Raw genomic sequence first — 15,946 nt, forward strand, 5'->3', positions numbered from 1 at the left:
ACACGTATCAAATGTTTAGAATCATGTTGAATATGAAAAACTGAGAAAAATGGAGAAGAATAAGGATGATTATTTTGGAAAAAAAAGAAGAGTTAAAAAAAGAACTTGCTATTATTGAAAAATGGGAAAAGGACCAAGGGAATTTGTGGATTTGGGAACGGCTTGGAAGACTTCCTTTTAAATTACTAGACAAAATTACCCCACAGTTTGTTCATAATAAAGTAGGAGTATTATTAGACGAAATTGGAAATTACATTCAAACTGGTGGAAAATATTTAGTCTCGGATAAGCAATTATTTGAACTCATTGGAAAAGAAACAAACCTAACAATAGAGAGTATTAATGAGATTAAAGACATCCCTCTTTCCACCATGAATACAGTCAGTCAAAAATTAACGGAAAACCGTAAAAAGGTTGCAACGGTGCAGGGAGCAACAACAGGAATCGGAGGAATCTTCACCCTCGCGATTGATGTACCAGCGCTATTAGCCATCTCTTTAAAAACACTGCAAGAAATCGCCATCATCCACGGCTACGATCCAAATGAAAAAAGCGAGCGAATCTTTATTATTAAATGCTTACAATTTTCATCAGCTGATATCGTTGGAAAAAAGGCCATTCTCAAAGAGTTATCCGGCTACTACCAAAACGGCAGTCAATCGGGTGAAATGATGTCCCAGCTACAAGGTTGGCGTGAGGTTGTGTATACCTACCGTGATCAATTCGGCTGGAAAAAACTATTTCAAATGGTCCCTATCGCTGGTATGATCTTCGGCGCCTTCACCAACCGTTCGATGATTAGTGACTTGGCAGAAGTCGGAGTTATGCTGTATCGGAAAAGAAGAATTATGGAGCGATTGGGAGTTACGGCTGAGGAGCAGGTGTAAGGTGGTTTGATTAAGAGATTGAACCGTGATGGATGGTTTGAAAATCAATAATTATGAAACATAATTTTTAAGGGTCTTCATTTTCATGATGAAGACCCTTATTACTTTTAATAAGTAGGGTCTTCATAGTTTCGTTATTCACATTCGCCCAATTTCATTAGGACATTCATCCAGCAAAAGCTTTTAGGAATATTGTATAGAAGCTTTTGTGAGGTGATCATTATCAAAGGTTTATATAAAGATGAAATGATATTACGAGAACAACTAGCCCCATGGGAAAGAAATGTTCTCGAAAAATTCGAAGCAAAAATGACGGATAGAGAAAGACCATTCCCTTGCATCCCAGCTACTATTGGCTTTTCCACGAATCAACTCCGCTATGGTTTTGTAGGTGATCCGAGAAAGAAGTCCTCCATTCAAGAACTGGCACACCTATTAAAATCGTTCACAGAGAAATCAAAAGGATTTGGGAACTATACATCACTGATTGTTTTTTATGATATTCCAAAAGATGTAGAAAAAACATATACAGTGGAACAGTTTGAACAACTGTTTTGGCAGCAGTTAGGTGGTCTTTCTGCGATTGACGGGCTCGAGTGGCCAAAAGACATTCCCACTGATCCTCATGACCCGGTTTGGGAGTTTTGTTTCCACGGGGAAAAATACTTTATGTATTGTGCTACCCCATCACACCAAAATCGACAAAGTCGTCATTTTGATACGATGATCCTCGCGATTACCCCCAGATGGGTGTTACAACAATTTGGTAAAAATGAAACTTATGCCCAAAATATTAAAAAGCAAGTTCGTAAACGCTTGGCAAAGTATGATTCTATATCGATCCACCCGGATTTAAATAGCTATGGGTCAGAAGATAATTTTGAGTGGAGACAGTATTTTTTACGAGATGATGATACATCATTATCCAAATGTCCGTACCATCGTTTTTTGAATTTTTTTAAGTTAGATAAATAGCGCAGAGCCCCTGCGCTATACATAAATATTAAAGATGATCGAGTTGTTTAATCATTTCATCGGTTGTTACAATCGTAGCAAATTCCTTTTGGAGCATCGCTAATTCAAGCTCCTGAACGGTATCAGCCGAGTGTTTTTTTCCATTGTGATCGGTAATCTCGAATGCCGCGATCGCATCTGAAACCAGATAGGTTTGATAACCTAGATTTCCACTCATTCTTGTAGTTGTTGAAATACAATGCTGTGTAGATAGACCTGTAATAACAACCGTTTTTATTTGCTGCTCACTTAAATACGTTTCCAGCTCCGTTCCTATAAAAGCACTGTTTACTTGTTTTGTAAAAACCGTTTCATTTGGTTCTGGTTTGATTATGTCTTTAAACTCTGTTCCTTCATTGTTTGTATGGTGTAAAGGTGATTGGGGTTGAATGGATAGATGTTTGGAGTAAATGATCGGCCCCTTCCTCTTCCTCCACTCCGCTTGCAAACGTGCCATGTTTTCCTCTGCCTCTGGATTGTTTCTATTCCCCCAATAAGGATGATCAAACCCTTTTTGAACATCAAGGATCAGTAAGGCTGGTAAGTTGATTAATTTTGTCATGAGCTAACTCCTAACTGATAAACTTCTTCTACCACTTACATTGTTAACATGTGAAGTCCCTTTCATTACATAATTTTATCGTTAACAAGAAAGAGTAAGAAGAAAGTCATCAGGAGGTTATTATATGGATCACAAGGAATATACAGAAGTTGGAACGGATATTAATGAGGTCAAAAAGAAAAATGCGGAATCTGGCTTGTCTTATAATGAAGTAAAAGCGTTACTGGCTCAAACAGGCGGCAAAGACACTAGTCAATACAGTGATACAGATGTAGAGGAAATTAGAAGTAGAATCCATGGACAAGACATCCAATCTTAGTTGGATGTCTTTTTTACATTTCAAAAAAACTTTGTCTTTCAACTTTGCACACTCTTAAAGAGAAAGACTGATACCATTCGGATTTCCCCTTTTCCTGGGCGATGATGTGTGCGGAATGCTCTTTCCACGCATGGATCGCATCTATGGAGTCCCAGTAAGAAACCGTAATTCCCAATTGTTCATCTCGGGCACTTTCTACCCCTAGAAATCCTGGCTGTTTGGAGGCTAATTCAACCATTTTAGTGGCCATTACTCCGTATCCATTGTCCGCATTCGTTCTTTGCGAGGAAAAAATCACCGCGTAATAAGGTGGTTCCGGTGTTTTCATTATTGCACTCATACAAGTTACCCCCTTCTATCTAACCCATAAGATGAGAAAGAAAATATTGAAAGCCGTAAAATCCCATCGAACTCAGGCTCGTCACTAATAATGCAATCAATATGTACGGATTTTCTTTGTTTGGTTTTAACAAATAAAAAATGGATAAACCTAGTCCAATGATAAAAAATACCAGCCAATACCATTCAAGAAAGGTATGTTCAAAATTTACTAAAAAATTGACAATGTAAAATAAATTAATGCCTAGTAATAAGTAAATGCTGATTTTCTTCAAAGTAACACCTTCTTTTTTATAATTGAAATTTATATGTTGTTTGAATCAAATGCGATTGGCATGTTCGTGGTAGGACTCCTTTAAGACTTGAGATCCGTTGAATAGACGTTTTTATATTGTATCATATAATGGGAAATGTTGGGGTGTTTGGAGGACGTTCTAAATATGAATGGTTAATATATAGGATGAAAATAGCCAATAATAATTCCGACTACATAGAAAGGAGTGAAACTCTTGACCAACCGAAACGATAACCGCGAACGTAAAAATAAGTATCCGAACAATAAACAGCAAGATACAGAATTCTCAAAGGAAAAAGATATTCGTAGCGAAATCACCAAGAAAGATTTAAATAAATAAAACAAAAACGCTTGGGTTTACCTAAGCGTTTTTTTGAATTATATTGTGTCATCGATATGTGAGACAACTAGGTTTTAGTGATTTTTAAACCAGACAAACCAGCCGCTCTCTTCTTTTTTGGCAATAAAGATCTGGCCTTGGCTTCCACTGGTAGCCTTCACTTTTGGAAAATGCAAACGGACGAGCCAGGATCTGTCTGCCACCTCTTTTCCGCAAAAGTGTTTAGCCATACCGTAATAATTTTCTTCCTCACTTTTACCCACTGTCCTCGGAAAAGGTTTTAGTGAAACGACCTCCCATTCTGAATAAAGCTCTGGAAACTCTCCCACTTCATAAGCAATCGGAACAAGAACCCGCAACGCTTTTTCCACTTCATGAATGTTTTCAATGGATACTACTTCGAGTGTATGGGAATCAGGACATTCCTTTGGCTGTGCATAGCTGGTATTAGAAGTAACGAATCGAAAATATGCAGGAAGTTCGCCACGCAAACGTGATTGTGACTGAGAATAATGCTTATGTTGCAGTCGTGTTAGAGGACAACACAAAAGGTGATGTTCGAGAGGACTTAGAAAAGAAAATTTCGGATCAAGTAAAATCAACCGACAAAGGAATCAATAATGTTTTTGTTTCAAGTAACCCAGACTTCGTTGATCGTATGGGAGATTATGGAGACAAGATCCAAAAGGGTGAACCGGTTAAAGGATTGTTTGAGGAATTTACAGAAATGGTTCAGCGTGTTTTTCCTAGTGGAAGATAAAAAGATAAGGGCGAAGCTGACTTTGTGTGATCCAAGTGTCATCTTCGCCCTTCTTGGTGATTTTAATTCTTATCGAAAAACCTCTGTCAAGAGTACCATAGACACAAACCCAAAGATAAATGCCCAGGTGGATGCCCTTTCGTTTCCGTCTCCATGGCTTTCTGGAATTAGTTCCTTATAAACCACAAATAGCATGGAACCAGCTGCAAATGCTAGTCCATAAGGAATCAACGGCTCAAATGTCCCCCCCAAGAGTACGCCTATTAAACCTGCAGACATTTCAATAACTCCAGTTAAAGTTGCAAGTAAAATAGAACGTATCACACTTACATTTTGACTCAATAAAAACAATGCAACCAAAAATCCGTCTGGGACATTCTGTAACCCTATGGCAAACGACACAAGCGAACCAACCTCATAGTTTTCACTTGCATTACTGATCCCTACCGATAATCCTTCTGGTAGATTATGAAGACACATAGCTACAAGAAACAATAAAACCACTCTCTTTTTTCTTGAGGATTGCTCCGAATGGTTGAGGTCAACATGCGGAATCATACTTTCCAACAAGGTTAGAACGAGTGTTCCAAATAAGATTCCAACCACCAAAACCATTACATTTGATAGCTGAATAGCATTTGGAATTAACCCGTAGGCAGATGCAGCGACCATGATTCCCGCTGTGGAAGCTAATAACATATCTTTTCCTTTATGAGAAACATCTCTTACGAGTAAAATAGGCAAGGCGCCTAAACCGGTACATAATGATGAGACAATAATTGGGAGTAAGGACATGGACAACCTCCATTAGATTATATACCCATCATATGTATAACTTGTCCAAGCATTCTTGTAAAAAAATAGACAGCTATTCTTTCATGAATAACTGTCCGTTTTTTATTAAGGCTATTTCCACGTTAAAATCGGCTTTAGATTTTAACAACAATCTTTGCGAAAACAGCCTTTATTAAAACTCATGGTCCTTAAACATCTCTTTTAACTTCCCGATGCTGCTCCTTGGTGTGAGGATGTATAGAATATCACCTTCAAGCAAACAAGTATCCCCTCTTGGTGTGAGCAATTTATCCGAGCGAATGATGGCGTTGATTAGGACATTTTCTGGAAATAAAATGTCTACGATTTTTTTGTTCACTAACAGATCTTCTTTATGGATTTCGTACTCGATGATTTCAGCATTGGCTTTTCCGATAGAGACAAGTTCCAATGAGTGTGCAGGGGTGGATTTCTTTGGTCCCGTTAGCCCTAGTTTCTCAGCGAGTAAAAGAATGGTTGACCCTTGAATCAAAGCAGATGTAAAAACGACGAAGAAAACGACATTAAAGATCGTCTGACTATCGGCAATTCCCGCAAGCATAGGGAATGTTGCCAAAACGATCGGCACCGCTCCGCGTAATCCTGCCCAAGAGACAAAGATCTTTTCTTTATGGTTAAAATCCATCTTTATCGTTGAGAGGTAAACTGCGATCGGACGTGCAACAAAGATTAAAGCTACTGAAATAAGGATACCTTTTATCATCACATCAGAAGTAAAAAGCTGAGATGGGAAAACCAACAATCCTAGAAGGATAAACATTAAGATCTGCATCATCCAGGCAAACCCTTCATTGAATCGGAAAATGGACGTTTTATAGGTTAAGTCAGAATTTCCTATAACAAGGGCTGCCACGTATACGGCTAACAATCCACTTGCATGTGCCAACGCTGTGAAACTATAGGTTAGTAAGGCAAAAGCTACTGCAAAAATGGGATAAAGTCCACTAGAATCTAGATTAATACGATTAATTGCCATGGTTGCTAGTTTCCCAAAGATGACCCCAATAAGTAATCCCATTCCCATCTGCCAAAAGAAAGATAGGATAAGTAGGAACACGTTCGTTTCCTCAATCGTCAGCAATTGAATAAACATTAATGTTAAGAACATGGCCATAGGATCGTTCGTACCAGATTCAGCTTCTAGAGTTGATCCAAGTTTAGGGTTAATGTTCTGCCCCTTTAATACAGCAAAGACAGCAGCCGCATCGGTAGAACCTACGATAGACCCAATTAAAAATGCTTCAAGCCAAGGTAAATCAAATAATAAATTAACAACAACAGCTACCACGGAAGTCGTAATTAATACTCCTATGGTTGCAAGAGATAACGATGGCTTCAATACCGATTTTACTGTTGTCCATCTTGTCTGCAACCCACCCTCAAACAAAATGATAATCAGTGCTAGTACACCAATTAACTGTGCGTATGTGGCATTATCGAAATAGATGATTCCTAACCCATCACTTCCAACAATCATCCCTACGGCTAAAAAGAGAATAAGAGCTGGCATGCCAAGTCGACTTGAGAATTTGGTCGTGATGATTCCTATAATCAGAAGTAACGAACCTAGTAAAATCGAGTAATCAATATTAATCATGTTTTTTCTCCCCCTTATAAATTCACATCGATTTCTGTTTTGATTTCTTCCTCCTTTTTGATTCCTAAATATTTTAATGTCTCAGAAGAGGATGTATGGTGAAAAATCTTTTGTAGAAGTGCAATGGCGATTCCTTTTTTGTAGGCGTGATAACCAAAGGTTTTTCTCATGGAGTGTGTTCCAATATTCCCTTCAATCCCCACATGTTTTGCCGCTTTGTTGATGATTCGATACGCCTGTTGTCTCGTAATGGGGTCATTCGTTTTAGAGGATTTAAAAACATAATCACTATAAAGATAGGAAATTGAGGAAAGATAAAGAGATATAGCGTATTTCACCTTTGAATTCACATAAATGGGGATTTCCTGCTCTTCTCGCTCCATGAAATTCTTAGTACTACCATTTTCGTTAAGGATGTCACACCACTTGATGGTCAATATTTCACTAATTTTCAAGCCTGTATTTATTCCAAGAACAAATAATAAATAATCTCTAGCCGACTGGTCTTTTAGATGCTTTTTAAGAGCTTTTATTTTTGTCGTATCACGAATCGCATCTACATATTCCATAGTGTTTGATTCCCTTCTTCTGAGCATATAATTGGTAACATAACCTTATTATATTATATACTTATGTTACATACAAATATGTTGCTTACAAGGCTCTTTATTTTATATTTATTACATTTAATAGAAAAGGCGTGATGGGTTTTGACAGATTTAGCATTAGAAAAAAGACAACACCGTAGATTATCTGTACGAAGAATTGTACAAAGAGGTGTATTTATTACCATTGGGGCTTTGTTAATGGCTGTAGGGTTAGAGATATTCTTGATTCCTAACCAGGTTATTGATGGTGGTGTAACCGGGGTTTCAATTATGCTTTCCCATATCACTGGAATTAAATTAGGGATCTTTCTTTTCATACTAAACTTACCTTTTGTATATCTAGGTTATAAGCAATTTGGAAAAACATTTGCGATTTCCACCATCTATGGAATTATCATGTTATCCTTATTTGCAACATTTTTTCATCCAGTCGATCCATTCACCGATGACATTTTACTAGCTACGATGATGCCATTACCGACCGTCTTGGTAGAGGGGTTACCTTTTTACACGGAGAAGGTGCTTATACAGGCGATGAAAAAAAGGTCATTTTCTGTATCATCACAAGGCTAGAAGAATCGAAAATGACTAGTATTGTTGAAGAAATTGACCCCTCTGCCTTTTTAGCCATTGCAGATATTGCGGAGGTTAGAGGCGGAAGATTTAAGAAAAAAGCCATCCATTAGAACAAAAAGACCTCTCTCATTTTTTCCTGAGTGAGGTCTTTCTTTACTGGCTATTCATCGGTTGAAGAATTTCTGGAACTTCATTTTTCGGACTATTTACTAATGGAGAAATCTCATACTTCACCATTTCGTGGGCTGGATAAGGTCTTAACAACGATTTTAACATTGTGGTATCTTGGTTATTCGGGTCTAACCAGGTGTCGTAGTCCTCTTTTTTTAAAATAACTGGCATTCGATCGTGAACATCCTCTGTCACTTCGTTTGGTGTGGTTGTGATAATTGTACAAGTGACAATTGGTGACTGCCCTTCCTTTTTCCAAACATCATAAAGCCCTGCTAGTGCAAATGGCTTGTGATCCTTCATGACAAATCGATACGGTTGTTTCTCTTTCCCATTCTTCTTCCACTCATAGAAGCCATCGCTCAAGATGAGGCATCGTCGCTGTTTGAAAGGTTGTTTAAATGATGGTTTTTCATCGATTCCTTCACTTCGAGCATTAATCATTTTATACCCTATTTTCGGATCATCCGCCCAATATGGGACCAAGCCCCATTTCAAATACGCTCCTTTTCGTCCCCCTTTGTTTTGACCGATCGCAAGCACCATTTGACTGGGAGCTATATTATACCTTGGTCCAATTTCCTCAAAGAATTCAAATTCAAACTGCCTCTTTAAATTATATATTTCTTCGGTTAAGGAAAATCTTCCACACATGGAACGCACACCTCTCTTGCTTGAACTTTATATATGTATCATTATAACGATTTGCCATCCATTTTATTATTATTCTAAATTATCTTAATTTCCTTGAAAAATTTTCTATGAACCTTTACCCTTAATGTCAAGGGAGTGAACATCATGAGTGATCTATCAAATGTCAATTACAGCCAGATTGTTGAATATTCGCTTGACCCCATTATTATTCATACCAATTTAAAGATCATTTACATCAACCAAGCAGCTGCAGCTTTTTTTAGAACCACCATAGAAGAGGCGATTGGCCTTAACCCGCTTGATATTTTTCAAGAATTCTCCAAGGCTGCCATTGAAAAAAGAATCCAATCTGCTTACGAGCAACCAATGCCAGTCATTGAAGAAACTGTTTTCCGAATGGACGGGACCACGGTAGATATTGACTTGTATTGTCATCCTGCTCCGATTGGGAATCAAAGGGCTATTCAATCCCTCGTATGGGACATTACAGAACGAAAAGAAAACGAAAACCAACAAAAGGAAATGCAAAAACAAATTAATGAGTTATCATTAACTCTAGTGCCTTTTACGAATGAGATATCTGTCCTCCCACTTGTAGGATCAATCAATGAGGAACGAGCGAGGCAGCTTCTTGATACGATACCGATGAAAGTGCAAAAACAAAAGGTAGAATGCCTCATTTTCGATTTCTCTGGGATCTTTAGTCTAGATAACTTAGTTGCTGATACTCTTTTTAATATCGTTCATGTTATGTCACTTTTAGGTGTACGTTCTGTTATTACTGGACTAAGGCCACAATTGGCTAAGCTCTCGGTCGATCAAGGACTAAACTTATCGTCCACTCACTCGTTTGCCACTGTTAAGGATGCGATTGGATATTTTCAAGGAAGATAAAAAGAGCTAGAGATAGTGAGGTTTTGTACCTTACTATATTTATAGGGTGTAAATAAATTTTTACACCCCGAAGGTAGTAATTCTAAATAGACTCTCCCCTATTCATGATTTTTTCATATTTGCAATGATCATCGGTTATTCCTTTCAACTCAAACCCATTATTTTCGTAAAATCGGTTCAATTTTTCATTTTCTGCAACACAATCCAATCTTACTCTGTCTATCTCTCTCGTAGAAAGCCACTCAATCACTTTTTGACCTATTCCCTTCCTCATAAAGGCTGGAGAAATGGCGAGTCTATGCAAATAGGAGGTATTTGCTGGAAGATCATCTCCCCAAATATGTTGGTCCCATTCCCCTGCCTCCGGTAAAAGAGTGAATGTAGCTATAAATGCTTCATCTTTTTCGACTATATAGGTCAGTCCGTTGGAGATCCACTCTTTTAGCTCGTCATCTTCTCCCTCTAATAAAAAACTCCATTGGTTGATTTTTGTATCCTTCATCCATTGTGCAAGTGTATTTAGTAAGTTATGAACTTGATCACTGTCATTAGTGGTGGCAACTCTAATATGTAAATCTGAAATTCCCATACAGACCCTCCTCTTTGCTTCCTTTTAATAATACAACAAATTTTTCCACTTTCCTGCAAGTTCGTTTTACTGATTGAGTCAAGTTTTTGTGGGAGGTTTTTTTGGATAGAAAAACTCCCCTCTTATTTAGTTATATTTCCCACCTAAATGAAAGCGTTATCTAAACAATTTAGTTTTGTTTTTGTTCATTTCCTTCATTTTTTAAAAACCTCGTAAGGCTTGTAAAGCATGGTATATCGGCTTTCCTTTTTGCCGATTTAAATATGATAAATTATTTCTTGTTAGCTCTCCGACTGAACTCTTTAACTTTTCCACATAATATTTTGGCTGAGAAACAGAAGCGGTTTGATCGTTAGGGTTAATTCGTCCTAAAATCGTCTTGATTTCTAATTCATCCTTCATACCAACCATAAAGTCAATAAATGCTTGTATTCCTTTATCGCACCAGCTGCGGCCGTTTTTAAGCCGTTTAGCGAATACACTCATCGTTCCTTCCGCACTTCCCATTGGACGATAGTGGCTTGTGTCTATGTCTTTTTCCTTCAACCATTCGCGATAATCTCCAAGGGCCTGAGGATATTTTGACAGCTGTTGTATGAACTCTTCTAACCGTTCTTCTTTCTTTTCGTTTTCAAGAGTACCAACTGCACTATTAAGTTCCACTAGGAATCCTTTCGCATCATATTGAGCCAGTTTCTTACGAATGACTCTATATCTCTTATGGCCTTTGAAAAGCGTTTTAACCTCACGAGCTACATGGAATCGGTCGATGACAAAGAATGCATTCTTATAGTGATCCTGACAAGCCGTAATCCACTGGGCTCCATCCCCATTAATTACGAGGTGATGTTCACTCGGATTGTAGTTGTAATTATCTATTAAGAACTGCTCAAATCCTTCCCAGAACGCTTCTTTACCTTTGTGGACATAGTGACGTTTTGCGATTAAGGATGTTCGTTTCCCGTTGACTATCCAGCCCTCATGTACGGAAGCAATCTTTTCTTCCCGCCCACGTCGTTTTCCACGTTGCCTTTTCACATATAGTCCGTCTACTTCTACAAAGAGCACTTTCCTCAATTGGTCGGTCGGCTTGACGAAAGTAACTTCTGTTTGTAGAAGGTGTTGACGAATAGTCTCATGGCTGATTACTTTGTAACCTAGTAGTTTCTCAATCATGGAGGAAGCATGACGATAGGATGTACCTTGAACTGCCATTTCCATTGCCATCGTTTCAACTAGGGGACTGAAACCTTTTGACCCCTCAAACTCTAAATAGTGATCAAGGAGATAAACGTATCCACCCTTTTCCCTGTCCCTATAGTAATTCCGATTGATGATAATAGAACCGAATGAAGTATCCATCTCTACGGCTCGCTTATCCTGAAGGTAAAATCTCTTTTTATCTCTATTTTCTGCAATCTGTTGATCCATTTCTTCGAGTTGCTTCGTGAGAACTTCACCAAATGTCTTTTGAAGCATAACAAATAAATCTTTTTCCAGTTCTTTTAATGTGGGTAATTGTATGGTATCTTTTTTCATAGGACTCCTCTTCCTTGTATTTGTGGTTTTCGCAGACTTTACTATACAAGAAGAGAGTCCTTTTTTCATTTGATTTTATTTTCCATCTACCGCACTTCCGTTTGGTGACCTGTTTCTCAATGGATGGGTCTACGCCCCATCCATTGAGAAACAGGGTACAACATCTCCCACAAACATTTTACTCATACCGTTTTACTATCATGAAGAAAGGAACTTCGTATAGAATGGTATTACGTATGAGCGATTAAAGTGATAGATATAATGGAAAAGATGGGATTTTTAATAGAAAGTGAGGAGAAAACTTGAGACGACTTTTTCTCTTAGTCATATTATTATTTGGTCTGAATTATTTGTGGAATACGTACGGAAAAGAAGTGGAAATCGGAGCAATTGCCGAGGATCTTAACATACAACTTGATAATTTCGGGCTATCTGAGCTTTTGGATGACTTAGCTGGCAGTATCGGGTTTCTTGAGGAAAAAGTAGAAGAATTAGCTGAGGAACAGTTACCTTCTGAATTAGAAGTCCCTTCTCCCGATCTGGTGTCTCCTACGAATCAAATGTTTTCAATATATAATATAGAACTTGGTGAATCAAAGGCAGATATCGAAAATATGTTGGGAGCACCTAAGCGGTCAGAGATGAATGAGTATGGAACGGAATGGCATACGTATCATGAAAACTACCATAACTTTGTCAAAGTCATGTACAATGACCAGCAACAAGTAATTGGATTGTACACGAATCAAGATTTAATTTCATCTACAAACGGAATCAAGTTAAATAGTCTAAAACAAACCGTTCGTGACACATTAGGGCAACCAATCACTCGATTGCAAAAAGGATTAGTTTTTTATCAGTTACAAGAAGACAGTGATTATGATATGTTCGAACTTGATGACTCTTACGTGACAATCTTTTATGATGTGCATGAAGAAAATACGGTTACCGCCATTCAAATTTTAACCGAAGAGGTAGAAAACAATAAAAGATCGATCTATTCAGAGCCAAGTGACGCATTAAAAGAAGGATTTGAGTTACAAATGTTTGATCTAGTCAATGCCACAAGGGTCAATCATGGACTTCAGGTCCTTTCATGGGATGAACATGTGATGCAAACAGCCCGGAAACATAGCTCGGATATGGCGGTCAATAACTATTTTGATCATACGAATCTTCAAGGAGAGTCTCCTTTTGACCGAATGGAAGAAGACGGAATACGGTACACCTTGGCTGGAGAAAATCTTGCGTACGGTCAGTTTAGCAGCATTTTTGCACATGAAGGATTAATGAATTCTTTAGGACACCGAAAAAACATTGTAAAGTCAGGTTTTGAATACTTAGGTGTTGGAGTAGCCTTTAATGAGGAAGCTCAGCCTTATTACACACAAAATTATTATGCTAACTAAAAGAAGCGGTCTCCGTATTTGAGAGACCGCTTTGTTGTTATTTTCTTGTTTTCATTCGATAGCCAACGTAAAGGATAAGAAACCATACAGGTGCTACGTATAAGGCTTCTCTCATGCCGTCCATGAACGCCATTAACACAATCACAAAAGCTAAGAACAATAGAGCCACATAGTTCGAAAGTGGATGAAGAGGCATTTTAAATGCTAATTTACCCACCTCATCTTTTGTCTTTGATTGTCTAAACTTTATTTGTGTGAGTAGAATAATCGTCCAGCTTGTAATTACTGCCACTGTTGCAACAGACGAAATAAACATAAATACTTTTTCTGGAATAATATAATTTAGAAATACAGCGACTAGTAAAAACGAAGCCGAGAATAGAATTCCACGTCTTGGTGTTTGATGCTTGTTTAACTGACCAAAGTATTTAGGGCCATTATTTTGTAATGATAAATTGTAAAGCATTCTCCCTGTGCTGAACATCCCGCTATTAAATGCGGACAAAGCAGCCGTTAACACGACAAAATTGATAATATGTGCAGCGCCAGGAATCCCAATTTTATCAAAAATCAAAACAAACGGGCTGCCATTGGAACCAACTTCATTCCAAGGGTATAAAATCATCATTATTCCTAAAGCACCAATATAAAAAATCAAAATTCGCCAAACGACATTGTTAATCGCAGATGGAATCGATTTGTGTGGATCCTTCGCTTCCCCAGCTGTGATACCTACTAGTTCTACACCGCCAAACGAGAACATGACCAAAACCAATGAAAATAAAATTCCCTCTATTCCATTTGGCATAAAGCCACCATGAGCCCAAAGATTGTCTAGTCCCATAGGTTGTCCACCATTCCCAAACCCAAACAAAATAATGCCTAAGCCAACTAATATCATTCCGATAATCGCGACAACTTTAATTAGTGCTAACCAAAATTCGAACTCTCCAAAAGCTTTTACATTCATCAAATTAATCAATGTAACGACTATTAACGTAGCAAGTGCCGTCACCCACTGAGGGATATCTGGAAACCAGTAATTCACATAAACACCGATAACCGTGATTTCGGCCATTCCGACAACTACCCACATAAACCAGTACGTCCAGCCTGATAAGTATCCGGCAAACGGTCCTAAGTAACGATGAGCGTACGAGCTAAAGCTACCAGAAATCGGCTCATCTACCGCCATTTCTCCTAAAGCTCTCATGATCGTAAAGATAACGATCCCTCCGATTATATAAGAGAGAAGAATCGAAGGACCAGCCATTTGAATCGTTGCACTTGATCCATAAAATAAGCCAACACCTATGGCCCCTCCTAGCGCGATCAACTGGATGTGCCTGTTGTCTAAACCGCGCTGTAACTTCTCACTGTCGTGATGCTTCCCCACAAAATACTCCACCCTTCAAAAACTGTTTATCTTATCAGAATATACAATCAATCCGTACTTTTCCATACGAAAGAAAATTGCTAATATTCTTTTATTATTATATTTGTATAGAATTTTCCATTTATAAAAATCTATAATAAGGAGGTGTTTTTTAGATGACAAATAAAAAACAAAGCTCGAATGACATTAAGTATAGTCATACCTGAGGCGCTTTCCATTCGAAACTGAAAGGATTGTTTTTCAACTGTCACCATCGTACACCACCAAATCATGTTTATAGTAGTTAGGGTAACCCGTTTTTCGAAAACAACAACCAGCAAAAGTTGTCCATAGAAATTGATGTGAAATGGTTAGTAATAGGTTTCTTTCACTTCCGAATATAGATATAATGTATTATAACCTATTATCGAAAACAGGAGGAGATTATGTACAAAGCGATCATTTTTGATTTTGATGGATTAATTGTGGATACCGAGTCTGTTTGGTATGACGTGACTAAGGAGGTCATGTTAGACTACGGCTGTGATTTAAAGCTTGAGAACTTTGCGAAGTACATAGGAACTACAGGTGGTGGTCTGTACGACGAACTGAATGCCATGTCCAATCAACCAATTGATAGAGAGTTAGTGAGATCCAGAACAAATGAACTTTATCAGCAAAGAAAAGATCAATTTGCTCTTCGCGAGGGAGTGTTAGATTATCTTCAAGCTGCGAAAACGCATGGCTTAAAGATTGGTCTCGCTTCAAGCTCTCATAGAAAGTGGGTCGTTGAGTACCTAGAACGATTTGAAATTCTGGATTATTTTCAAGTGATAAAAACCGCCGATGATGTTGATAAGGTTAAACCAGATCCCGAGCTGTATGTAAAGGCTCTTCAAGAGCTAGGTGTCGAGGCAAACGAAGCACTTTGCTTTGAGGATTCCTTAAACGGACTAACCGCAGCAGTCGGAGCCGGACTTCATTGTGTCATCGTTCCTAACCCTGTTACACAATACTTAGACTTTAAAGGCCATGTTCATCGACTAACATCCATGTCTGAACTGTCCTTTGACGATTTACTAGACCATCTCGCGAAAAAGCATCATAAATAACATGGAATAAGCCAGTTCCTTTTGAAGGTAAACTGGCTTATTGATTTTTCACTCGAAAAATATCAGCAGCCA

General features: G+C 38.1%; 18 protein-coding genes and 2 pseudogenes. 9 read left to right on the forward strand and 11 right to left on the reverse strand.

Annotation, left to right across the window (positions count from 1 at the left end):
• Window positions 1-74: 74 nt before the first annotated feature.
• Window positions 75-887 carry an EcsC family protein gene (locus tag MKX65_RS10695; RefSeq protein WP_340906215.1) on the forward strand — a complete coding sequence of 271 codons (813 nt, stop codon included), beginning with the start codon at window positions 75-77 and terminating at the stop codon, window positions 885-887.
• Window positions 888-1,100: 213 nt separating this feature from the next.
• The gene (locus tag MKX65_RS10700) at window positions 1,101-1,862 is read left to right on the forward strand and encodes a YqcI/YcgG family protein (RefSeq protein WP_340903572.1); all 762 of its coding nucleotides are present in this window, start codon (window positions 1,101-1,103) and stop codon (window positions 1,860-1,862) included.
• A 28-nt stretch (window positions 1,863-1,890) separates the two neighbouring features.
• On the opposite strand, the gene MKX65_RS10705 is transcribed toward MKX65_RS10700, so the two are convergent.
• Window positions 1,891-2,463 (reverse strand): cysteine hydrolase family protein, encoded by a 573-nt coding sequence (locus MKX65_RS10705; protein WP_340903573.1) that lies wholly within the window; start codon window positions 2,461-2,463, stop codon window positions 1,891-1,893.
• Window positions 2,464-2,587: 124 nt separating this feature from the next.
• Between MKX65_RS10705 and MKX65_RS10710 the strand changes: the two genes are divergently transcribed.
• Window positions 2,588-2,782 (forward strand): gamma-type small acid-soluble spore protein, encoded by a 195-nt coding sequence (locus MKX65_RS10710; protein WP_340903574.1) that lies wholly within the window; start codon window positions 2,588-2,590, stop codon window positions 2,780-2,782.
• A gap of 13 nt (window positions 2,783-2,795) precedes the next feature.
• Here the strand turns inward: MKX65_RS10710 and MKX65_RS10715 are convergent, their stop codons facing one another.
• A complete protein-coding gene (locus MKX65_RS10715) occupies window positions 2,796-3,122 on the reverse strand; it encodes an antibiotic biosynthesis monooxygenase family protein (protein WP_340903575.1) in 327 nt (108 codons plus the stop codon).
• Window positions 3,123-3,141: 19 nt separating this feature from the next.
• Complete coding sequence (locus MKX65_RS10720) at window positions 3,142-3,396, reverse strand: hypothetical protein (RefSeq protein WP_340903576.1); 255 nt, start codon at window positions 3,394-3,396, stop codon at window positions 3,142-3,144.
• A 234-nt stretch (window positions 3,397-3,630) separates the two neighbouring features.
• On the opposite strand from MKX65_RS10720, the gene MKX65_RS10725 reads away from it, so the two are divergent.
• Window positions 3,631-3,756 carry a hypothetical protein gene (locus tag MKX65_RS10725; RefSeq protein ID WP_340903577.1) on the forward strand — a complete coding sequence of 42 codons (126 nt, stop codon included), beginning with the start codon at window positions 3,631-3,633 and terminating at the stop codon, window positions 3,754-3,756.
• Window positions 3,757-3,830: 74 nt separating this feature from the next.
• Here MKX65_RS10725 and MKX65_RS10730 read toward each other — a convergent pair whose 3' ends face one another.
• Window positions 3,831-4,127, reverse strand: coding sequence for a hypothetical protein (locus MKX65_RS10730; protein WP_340903578.1), 297 nt, complete (start codon window positions 4,125-4,127; stop codon window positions 3,831-3,833).
• A gap of 89 nt (window positions 4,128-4,216) precedes the next feature.
• Here MKX65_RS10730 and MKX65_RS10735 point away from each other — a divergent pair.
• Window positions 4,217-4,516, forward strand: a pseudogene (locus tag MKX65_RS10735) (YhcN/YlaJ family sporulation lipoprotein); the annotation flags it as partial.
• A 69-nt stretch (window positions 4,517-4,585) separates the two neighbouring features.
• Here the strand turns inward: MKX65_RS10735 and MKX65_RS10740 are convergent.
• The 3 genes from MKX65_RS10740 to MKX65_RS10750 form a co-directional block, all read right to left on the reverse strand.
• On the reverse strand, window positions 4,586-5,317 hold the full coding sequence (locus MKX65_RS10740) for a ZIP family metal transporter (protein ID WP_445677913.1): 732 nt from the start codon (window positions 5,315-5,317) through the stop codon (window positions 4,586-4,588).
• Between the two features lie 166 nt (window positions 5,318-5,483).
• Complete coding sequence (locus MKX65_RS10745; RefSeq protein WP_340903580.1) at window positions 5,484-6,947, reverse strand: potassium/proton antiporter; 1,464 nt, start codon at window positions 6,945-6,947, stop codon at window positions 5,484-5,486.
• A gap of 14 nt (window positions 6,948-6,961) precedes the next feature.
• Window positions 6,962-7,516, reverse strand: a complete 555-nt coding sequence (locus tag MKX65_RS10750; RefSeq protein ID WP_340903581.1) for a tyrosine-type recombinase/integrase — start codon at window positions 7,514-7,516, stop codon at window positions 6,962-6,964.
• Between the two features lie 141 nt (window positions 7,517-7,657).
• Between MKX65_RS10750 and MKX65_RS10755 the strand changes: the two are divergent.
• Window positions 7,658-8,241, forward strand: a pseudogene (locus MKX65_RS10755) (YitT family protein).
• A gap of 43 nt (window positions 8,242-8,284) precedes the next feature.
• On the opposite strand, the gene MKX65_RS10760 reads toward MKX65_RS10755, so the two are convergent.
• Window positions 8,285-8,956 carry an SOS response-associated peptidase gene (locus MKX65_RS10760; protein ID WP_340903583.1) on the reverse strand — a complete coding sequence of 224 codons (672 nt, stop codon included), beginning with the start codon at window positions 8,954-8,956 and terminating at the stop codon, window positions 8,285-8,287.
• 144 nt (window positions 8,957-9,100) lie between these two features.
• Between MKX65_RS10760 and MKX65_RS10765 the strand changes: the two genes are divergently transcribed.
• The gene (locus tag MKX65_RS10765; RefSeq protein WP_340903584.1) at window positions 9,101-9,850 is read left to right on the forward strand and encodes a PAS domain S-box protein; all 750 of its coding nucleotides are present in this window, start codon (window positions 9,101-9,103) and stop codon (window positions 9,848-9,850) included.
• Window positions 9,851-9,932: 82 nt separating this feature from the next.
• Here the strand turns inward: MKX65_RS10765 and MKX65_RS10770 are convergent, their stop codons facing one another.
• Both MKX65_RS10770 and MKX65_RS10775 read right to left on the reverse strand, forming a co-directional pair.
• Window positions 9,933-10,439 (reverse strand): GNAT family N-acetyltransferase, encoded by a 507-nt coding sequence (locus tag MKX65_RS10770; protein ID WP_340903586.1) that lies wholly within the window; start codon window positions 10,437-10,439, stop codon window positions 9,933-9,935.
• Window positions 10,440-10,640: 201 nt separating this feature from the next.
• On the reverse strand, window positions 10,641-11,978 hold the full coding sequence (locus MKX65_RS10775; protein WP_169187606.1) for an ISLre2 family transposase: 1,338 nt from the start codon (window positions 11,976-11,978) through the stop codon (window positions 10,641-10,643).
• A gap of 302 nt (window positions 11,979-12,280) precedes the next feature.
• Here MKX65_RS10775 and MKX65_RS10780 point away from each other — a divergent pair, with 302 nt between their 5' ends.
• A complete protein-coding gene (locus tag MKX65_RS10780; protein WP_340903587.1) occupies window positions 12,281-13,387 on the forward strand; it encodes a CAP domain-containing protein in 1,107 nt (368 codons plus the stop codon).
• A 37-nt stretch (window positions 13,388-13,424) separates the two neighbouring features.
• Here the strand turns inward: MKX65_RS10780 and MKX65_RS10785 are convergent, their stop codons facing one another.
• Window positions 13,425-14,783, reverse strand: a complete 1,359-nt coding sequence (locus MKX65_RS10785) for an amino acid permease (protein WP_340903589.1) — start codon at window positions 14,781-14,783, stop codon at window positions 13,425-13,427.
• Between the two features lie 425 nt (window positions 14,784-15,208).
• Here MKX65_RS10785 and MKX65_RS10790 point away from each other — a divergent pair, with 425 nt between their 5' ends.
• A complete protein-coding gene (locus MKX65_RS10790) occupies window positions 15,209-15,874 on the forward strand; it encodes an HAD-IA family hydrolase (RefSeq protein WP_160546125.1) in 666 nt (221 codons plus the stop codon).
• The last annotated feature ends 72 nt before the right edge of the window (window positions 15,875-15,946 follow it).

The sequence above is a fragment of the Robertmurraya sp. FSL R5-0851 genome (genome assembly GCF_038002965.1).
GTDB classification, from domain to species: domain Bacteria; phylum Bacillota; class Bacilli; order Bacillales; family Cytobacillaceae; genus Robertmurraya_A; species Robertmurraya_A beringensis.

Excerpts from the sequence above, each read along its gene's own strand:
- MKX65_RS10710 (WP_340903574.1), top strand. The coding sequence starts at position 2,588 with ATGGATCACAAGGAATATACAGAAGTTGGAACGGATATTAATGAGGTC.
- MKX65_RS10770 (WP_340903586.1), bottom strand. The coding sequence starts at position 10,439 with ATGGGAATTTCAGATTTACATATTAGAGTTGCCACCACTAATGACAGT.
- MKX65_RS10750 (WP_340903581.1), bottom strand. The coding sequence starts at position 7,516 with ATGGAATATGTAGATGCGATTCGTGATACGACAAAAATAAAAGCTCTT.
- MKX65_RS10760 (WP_340903583.1), bottom strand. The coding sequence starts at position 8,956 with ATGTGTGGAAGATTTTCCTTAACCGAAGAAATATATAATTTAAAGAGG.
- MKX65_RS10705 (WP_340903573.1), bottom strand. The coding sequence starts at position 2,463 with ATGACAAAATTAATCAACTTACCAGCCTTACTGATCCTTGATGTTCAA.
- MKX65_RS10790 (WP_160546125.1), top strand. The coding sequence starts at position 15,209 with ATGTACAAAGCGATCATTTTTGATTTTGATGGATTAATTGTGGATACC.
- MKX65_RS10765 (WP_340903584.1), top strand. The coding sequence starts at position 9,101 with ATGAGTGATCTATCAAATGTCAATTACAGCCAGATTGTTGAATATTCG.
- MKX65_RS10775 (WP_169187606.1), bottom strand. The coding sequence starts at position 11,978 with ATGAAAAAAGATACCATACAATTACCCACATTAAAAGAACTGGAAAAA.
- MKX65_RS10715 (WP_340903575.1), bottom strand. The coding sequence starts at position 3,122 with ATGAGTGCAATAATGAAAACACCGGAACCACCTTATTACGCGGTGATT.
- MKX65_RS10745 (WP_340903580.1), bottom strand. The coding sequence starts at position 6,947 with ATGATTAATATTGATTACTCGATTTTACTAGGTTCGTTACTTCTGATT.